Annotated in this window: 4 protein-coding genes and 2 pseudogenes; 3 read left to right on the plus strand and 3 right to left on the minus strand. The window is 59.6% G+C overall.

Annotation, left to right across the window (positions count from 1 at the left end; all coding sequences use genetic code 11):
- Positions 1 to 59: 59 nt before the first annotated feature.
- The 3 genes from JCM12178_RS16510 to JCM12178_RS16520 all read right to left on the minus strand — a co-directional run bounded on the left by JCM12178_RS16510 (position 60) and on the right by JCM12178_RS16520 (position 2,178).
- Entirely contained in the window at positions 60 to 908 is an 849-nt protein-coding gene (locus JCM12178_RS16510; protein ID WP_054653014.1) for a zinc metalloprotease HtpX, read from the minus strand.
- A 122-nt stretch (positions 909 to 1,030) separates the two neighbouring features.
- Entirely contained in the window at positions 1,031 to 1,750 is a 720-nt protein-coding gene (locus tag JCM12178_RS16515) for a substrate-binding periplasmic protein (protein WP_172677174.1), read from the minus strand.
- A 5-nt stretch (positions 1,751 to 1,755) separates the two neighbouring features.
- Complete coding sequence (locus JCM12178_RS16520) at positions 1,756 to 2,178, minus strand: Hsp20/alpha crystallin family protein (protein ID WP_083466012.1); 423 nt, start codon at positions 2,176 to 2,178, stop codon at positions 1,756 to 1,758.
- A 96-nt stretch (positions 2,179 to 2,274) separates the two neighbouring features.
- Between JCM12178_RS16520 and JCM12178_RS16525 the strand changes: the two are divergent.
- The 3 genes and pseudogenes from JCM12178_RS16525 (at position 2,275) to cydB (ending at position 6,136) form a co-directional block, all read left to right on the plus strand.
- A pseudogene (locus tag JCM12178_RS16525) lies at positions 2,275 to 3,608 on the plus strand (ATP-dependent 6-phosphofructokinase).
- Between the two features lie 165 nt (positions 3,609 to 3,773).
- Positions 3,774 to 5,075, plus strand: a complete 1,302-nt coding sequence (locus JCM12178_RS16530) for a cytochrome ubiquinol oxidase subunit I (protein WP_054653020.1) — start codon at positions 3,774 to 3,776, stop codon at positions 5,073 to 5,075.
- A 27-nt stretch (positions 5,076 to 5,102) separates the two neighbouring features.
- Positions 5,103 to 6,136: pseudogene (gene cydB, locus JCM12178_RS16535) on the plus strand (cytochrome d ubiquinol oxidase subunit II).
- Positions 6,137 to 6,220: the final 84 nt, after the last annotated feature.

Genomic DNA, 6,220 nt, shown 5'->3' on the forward strand with positions numbered 1-6,220 from the left:
GGTGCGGCAAGGGCCGCGAGCATCAGGATTGTGGCGAGAACGGTGAGCGCGCGTCGCATCTAGCTCCTCCCTGCCATGGCCTTCAGGCGGCGGATGCGTTCCTCCATGGGCGGGTGTGTGGAGAAGAGCTTTGCAGCCTGTGCGCCGGAGAACGGCGAGACGATAAACATGTTTTCCGTGGCCGGGCTGCCTTTCAGGGGCACCTGTTTGGCTGCGGAGTCGAGCTTGTTCAGCGCCGAGGCCAGCGACATGGGGTTGTGCGAGAGTCTGGCTCCGGTTTCGTCGGCGAGGTATTCGCGCGAGCGGGAGATGGCCATCTGAATGAGGGTGGCCGCAATGGGGGCGAGGATTGCCATGGCGATGGCCGCGATGGGGTTGGCCCCTTCGTCGTCGTCCGAGCCGATGCCGAAAATGGCGGTCCACTGCAGCATGTTGGCGATGAACACGATGGCCCCGCCGAGCACTGCCGCGATGGTCTGGATGAGGATGTCGCGGTTGACGATGTGTCCGATCTCGTGGGCGAGCACCCCTTTGAGTTCATCGGGGTTGAGGATGCGCACGATGCCGCTGGTCACGGCCACCACGGCGTTTTCGGGGTTGCGGCCAGTGGCAAAGGCGTTGGGCTGCTCCTGCGGCACCAGATAGATGCGCGGCTTGGGGATGCCCGCTTCAGCGGCGAGCTGTTCCACCACGGAATGGATGTGCGGGGCGTCTCCGCGGGACAGTTCCCGTGCCTTGTACATGGAAAGGACAAGCTTGTCCGAGTACCAGTAGCTTCCCACGTTCATGAGCATGGCCAGCCCGAAGGCTATCATCAGGCCCGCGCGGCCGCCCATGGCGCCGCCGAGCAGCATCAAAAGGCCGGTGAGCAGGCCAAGTAAGAAAACAGTCTTGATATTGCTGGTCATATCTCGCTCTCCTGAAAAGTCATCGTGATTCCCAAGCGGGAGTATCTCAATATAATCAGGATGCGGCGGTTGGCAATGTCCCGGAGGTTACTTTTCCGAATCGTAGCGGGCGTGGATGGCTTTCACTGTGCCGTCATGCCACATGGCTTCAAGTGCCTGGAGAAACGCTTTGAAAGGTCGAGGACATCGTCGCCCGCGTTTCGGGAAAAGAGCAGATAGAGCGGGGTGCGCTCGACCCTGAAGACGGTTTTCACCTTTGCATTGGGCTGTTCGCCCAGCATGTGGCGAATGACCACTTCGTTGGAGATGAGCAGGTCGGTTCGCCCGTGCAGCATCTTGTCGAGCTGGGTCTTGACGGTTTTGCTGAAATCCTTGTCCAGACCGCGCATGGAATCGAACTCGTGGCCGTACGAGTGCTGCCGGACAACGCCGATACGGTAGCGGCGCAGGTCGTTGAGCGAGCCGAGCGAAACCGTGCTGTTCTCCGGTGCGATGATGACCAGTTCCTCGTAGGACAGCGGGCGGGACGAGTAGAGCGCGTATGACTCTCTTTCCATGGTCTTGAAACCCGAAGAGGCCGCGTCGATTCTGCCTTCGCGCAGCTCCAGCAAAGCTCGGCTCCAGCTCATCATGATAAACTCGGGCGTTACGTCGATGCGGGAGCAGGCCTCGCGGATGATGTCCACGTTCATACCCCGGGCCACGCCGTTTTCGAACATCTCATACGGGGGGTATGGCTCGAATGCTACGGTCAGTTTGTCCTCGGCAATGGCACCGTGTGCGGTTGCGAGGATGAGAACGAGGAGGGAAAAGAAAAAGGATGTGAGCCGGATTCGGGGCATATGATTCATCCGACCTTGATGCTTCGCTTGCCTTTGGCGCGTTTTGCGATGCTGATGGTCAGCACGCCGTCGAGAATGCGAGCGGCCACGCTGCGTCTGTCGATGGAGGTTGGCAGGATGAAACGGCGAAGAAACGGCCCGTAGTTGCGTTCCAGCGCGTGGTAAAGGCTTTTCCCGGTGTCCCGCTTGAAAGGACGGCGACCGCAGATGACCAACTCGTCACCGCAGAGTTCCACGGCGAGGTCTTCAAGCCGCAGCCCCGGTACGTCCATGACAATGTGTACATGCCGGTCGTTTTCGACCATGTCGGCGGGCGGGGTCCAGTAGCGTGCGGCGTCGGCCTGCATCACTTCCTCGCTGAACCGCCGGTCCAGCTCTTCCCCCAACTCGTCGAGGCACATCCACGGGTTCCAGTTCAATTTCGCCATGACTTCTCCCGTCACAGGAATATAATTTGCCCTGCCACCAAATGAAATATAGCATTGCGGACAATACTTCAACCTCGCCCAAGGAGTTCGACCGCCATGAAGACTTGCAGAGAACCGATCTACAAGCAGCAGGATGTCACCATTCGCCAGCTCGGCGCGCCCAAGGTCAAGAGCCCGCTCGCCTTTGGCCGCTTTGTCGACGAGGAGGACGCTGTCCTGGTGAACATCTCCCGCAAGAGCGCGTTCAAGCCCAAGGGCCGCCAGAAGCCGCCGGAGCAGATTTACTTTGAAATGGCCGGGCCAAGGGAGAAGGTCTACTTCGATCCCAGCAAGGCCAAGTGCGCCATCGTCACCTGCGGCGGCCTGTGCCCGGGGCTCAACGATGTTATCCGGGCCATCGTAATGACCGCACATCACCAATACAACGTACCCAGCGTGCTGGGTATCCAGTTCGGGCTGGCCGGGTTCATCCCGGACGAAGGGTATGACGTGGTGGAGCTCAAGCCGGAAAACGTGAACCAGATTCACGAGTTCGGCGGCACCATGCTCGGCAGTTCCCGAGGGCCGCAACCCGTGGATCAGATCGTGGACGCGCTGGAGCGCATGAACATTTCCATAGTCTTTCTCATCGGCGGGGATGGCACCATGCGCGCCGCCGAGAAGATTCTGGCCGAGGTGTCCAAACGGAACCTCTCCATCTCCATCGTCGGCCTGCCGAAGACCATTGATAACGACATCAATTTCGCATCGCCATCGTTCGGGTTCGATACAGCCGTGGACAAAGCTACCGAGCCATTCGGTGCGCGCACGTGGAGGCCACCGGTGCGCCGTGGGGCATAGGGCTGGTCAAACTCATGGGGCGCGAATCAGGGTTCATCGCCGCGCAGAGCGCCATGGCCCTGCAGGACGTCAACTTCGTGCTGGTGCCCGAAGACCCCTTTGACCTGCACGGACCAAACGGGTTCCTTGAACATCTGGACAAGCGGATGCATAACCGCGGCCACGCCGTCATCGTGGTTGCCGAAGGCGCCGGGCAGGAGATCATCGGGCAGAGCGGCGAGAAGGACAAGTCGGGCAACGTGGTGCTCGGCGACATCTCCACCGTCCTGAAAAAGGAGATCAAAGAGCACTTCGCCAAGCAGAATATTGAGATCACCCTCAAGTACATTGACCCGAGCTACATCATCCGTTCGGTCCCGGCGAACTCCAACGATCGCATCTACTGCTCGTTCCTCGGCATCAACGCCGTGCACGCGGGCATGTCCGGACGCACCGGGCTTGTCATCTCCCGCTGGAACGGCAGGTACGTGCACATCCCCATGGAGCTCGTCACCCAGAAACGCAAGCGCATCAACATCTGCTCCAATTACTGGCGGGCCGTGCTCGAATCCACCGGCCAACCAAGCAGCATGCGCAACGAAGACGCGTAACCTCTGAAGCCGGGAGCTCCCCGGCTTCATTTTTACCGTTTTGTTGGTAATAATAATTTTTCTTGAAAACAGGAAAGAAACGGGTATTATGCAAAAACATTTGAACAAATTGTCCTGTTCGGGCTATATACGGTTCAGAAATCTCATTTTGATAGGGGGTACCCAATGGATGTGCTGATGCTTTCGAGGTTGCAGTTCGCCGCGGCAACCGCTTTTCACTTCATTTTCGTGCCGCTGACCCTCGGCCTTTCCGTGGTCATCGCGTGCATGGAGACGGCCTATGTCCGCACCGGGAAGGAAGTGTACCGGCGAATGGCAAAATTCTGGGGGAAAATCTTTCTGGTGAACTTCGCACTGGGCGTTGTTACCGGCATTACGCTGGAATTCCAGTTCGGCACCAACTGGGCGGGCTATTCAGCCTATGTTGGCGATATTTTCGGTTCGCTGCTGGCAATCGAGGCCACGGCGGCCTTCTTCCTTGAGTCCACCTTCATCGGGGTGTGGCACTTCGGGTGGAACAGACTCTCGCCCAAGGCGCACATGGTTTCCGCATGGCTCGTCGCCATTGCGAGCAACCTCTCCGCCATCTGGATTCTCATCGCCAACGGCTTCATGCAGCACCCCGTGGGCTACGTGATCCGCAACGGTCGCGCAGAACTCGAGGACTTCACCGCAGTCATCACCAACCTGTTCGCATGGCACGAATTCATGCACAACGTGTTCGGCGCGCTCGCGGTGGCCGGTTTTCTGGTCATGGGCGTCTCCGCATGGCATCTGTACCGCAAGAACGAGGTCGACTTCTTCAAAAAGTCTTTCCGGTTCAGCGCAACGCTGGCACTGGTCGCGTCCCTCGCGGTCGCCATTCAGGGCCACGCCCACGGCAACCACGTCGCGGAAGTGCAGCCCGCCAAGCTCGCGGCCATGGAATCCCACTGGGAAACCAGCACCTACGCCCCCATGTATCTGCTGCAGATCCCCGGTGAAGACGGCAACAAGCTCGAAGCCCTGCCTGTTCCCGGTCTGCTGAGCTTCCTGGCCTTCAACGACCCCTCCGCAGAGGTCATCGGCCTCAATGACATCCCCGAGGACGAGCGTCCCCCGGTGGTGCTGACCTTCTTCGCCTTCAGGGGCATGGTCGGGATCGGCACGCTGCTCATAGCGGTGTCCGCGTTCGCCTGGCTCATGCGAAACCGCATCGAGAACTTCCCGTGGTTCCTCAAGGTGCTGCCATTCCTCATCCCCTTACCCTATCTTGCAATGCAACTCGGCTGGATCGTGGCGGAAGTGGGGCGTCAGCCGTGGATCGTGTACGGGCTGATGAAGACCTCCGACGCAGTGTCCAAGGTTACGGCCGGACAGGTCGGCTTCTCCTTCATCACCATGTGCGCCATCTACACGCTGCTCGGCATAGCCGGCATCTGCCTGATGATCCGCTTCGCACGCAAGGGCCCCGAGCCTGAAGCCTAACCACAGGGAACAAGAGGAGAAGAATACATGGAATCCACTCATTATCTGCTTGCAACCATCTGGTTCGTGCTCTGGGGCGTGCTCTGGGCCGTCTACTTCATGCTTGACGGCTTTGATCTCGGCTCCGGAACCCTGATGCCCTTCCTGGCCAAAAACGACCATGAAAAGCGTGTCATCTACAACGCGCAGGGACCTTTCTGGGACGGCAACGAGGTTTGGCTCATCGCCGCAGGCGGCGTCACTTTTGCCGCGTTCCCGCTGGCCTATGCCAGATGTTCAGCGGACTGTACACCGCGCTGATGTTGCTGCTGTTTGCGCTCATCCTGCGAGGGGTATCCTTTGAATTCCGGTCCAAACTGGAGAGCCGGGCATGGGCACGACTTTGGGACACCTGCCACTTCATCGGTTCGGCTGTCCCGGCAGTCCTTCTTGGTGTGGCGTTTGCCAACATCTTCCAGGGTCTGCCGCTCGACTCCACCGGCTTCTCGCAGGCCGGGCTGCTCGGGCTCCTGAATCCCTACGGACTCGCCGGTGGCGTTCTCTTTCTGATCATGTTCCTCATCCACGGCGCGCTCTGGCTGTCCATTCGCGGCGTCGGTGAGGTCAAGAACAGGGCCGAGAAGCTCGCCATCCGTCTCTGGCCGGTGCTGGTCATCCTGACCGTGGCCTTCCTTGCCTACTCCGCCGTGACCACTCAGCTGTTCGGCAACTATCTGGCCTATCCGGTCCTGCTGCCCATCATCGCCATGCCGGTCATCGGTCTTGTGCTGATGCGCACTTACATGGGCAACGGCTCCTGGTGGCGCGCCTGGATGTCCTCCAGCCTGTACATCTTCGGCACCGCCCTGTTCGGCGTGGTCGGCCTGTTCCCTGCCATCATCCCGTCCAACCCCAACCCCGGCAACAGCCTGACCATCATGAACTCGGCCTCCAGCCCGCTGACCCTCAAGATCATGCTCGGGGTGGCCGTTGTTTTCGTGCCTCTCGTCATTGCCTACCAGTTCTGGGCGTACAAGACGTTCGCCACGCTTAACGTGGAAGAGCTGGATATGGAATACTAGTAGTCGTAGCCGACTGAAAAAAGTAGCGGCCGCTTCCGTGAGGGAGTGGCCGCTTATTTTGTTTCCGCGGGCGGGCCGATGGGA

Source organism: Salidesulfovibrio brasiliensis JCM 12178, assembly GCF_001311825.1.
Classification (GTDB): domain Bacteria; phylum Desulfobacterota; class Desulfovibrionia; order Desulfovibrionales; family Desulfovibrionaceae; genus Pseudodesulfovibrio; species Pseudodesulfovibrio brasiliensis.

Excerpts from the sequence above, each read along its gene's own strand:
- JCM12178_RS16530 (WP_054653020.1), top strand. The coding sequence starts at position 3,774 with ATGGATGTGCTGATGCTTTCGAGGTTGCAGTTCGCCGCGGCAACCGCT.
- JCM12178_RS16510 (WP_054653014.1), bottom strand. The coding sequence starts at position 908 with ATGACCAGCAATATCAAGACTGTTTTCTTACTTGGCCTGCTCACCGGC.
- JCM12178_RS16520 (WP_083466012.1), bottom strand. The coding sequence starts at position 2,178 with ATGGCGAAATTGAACTGGAACCCGTGGATGTGCCTCGACGAGTTGGGG.
- JCM12178_RS16515 (WP_172677174.1), bottom strand. The coding sequence starts at position 1,750 with ATGCCCCGAATCCGGCTCACATCCTTTTTCTTTTCCCTCCTCGTTCTC.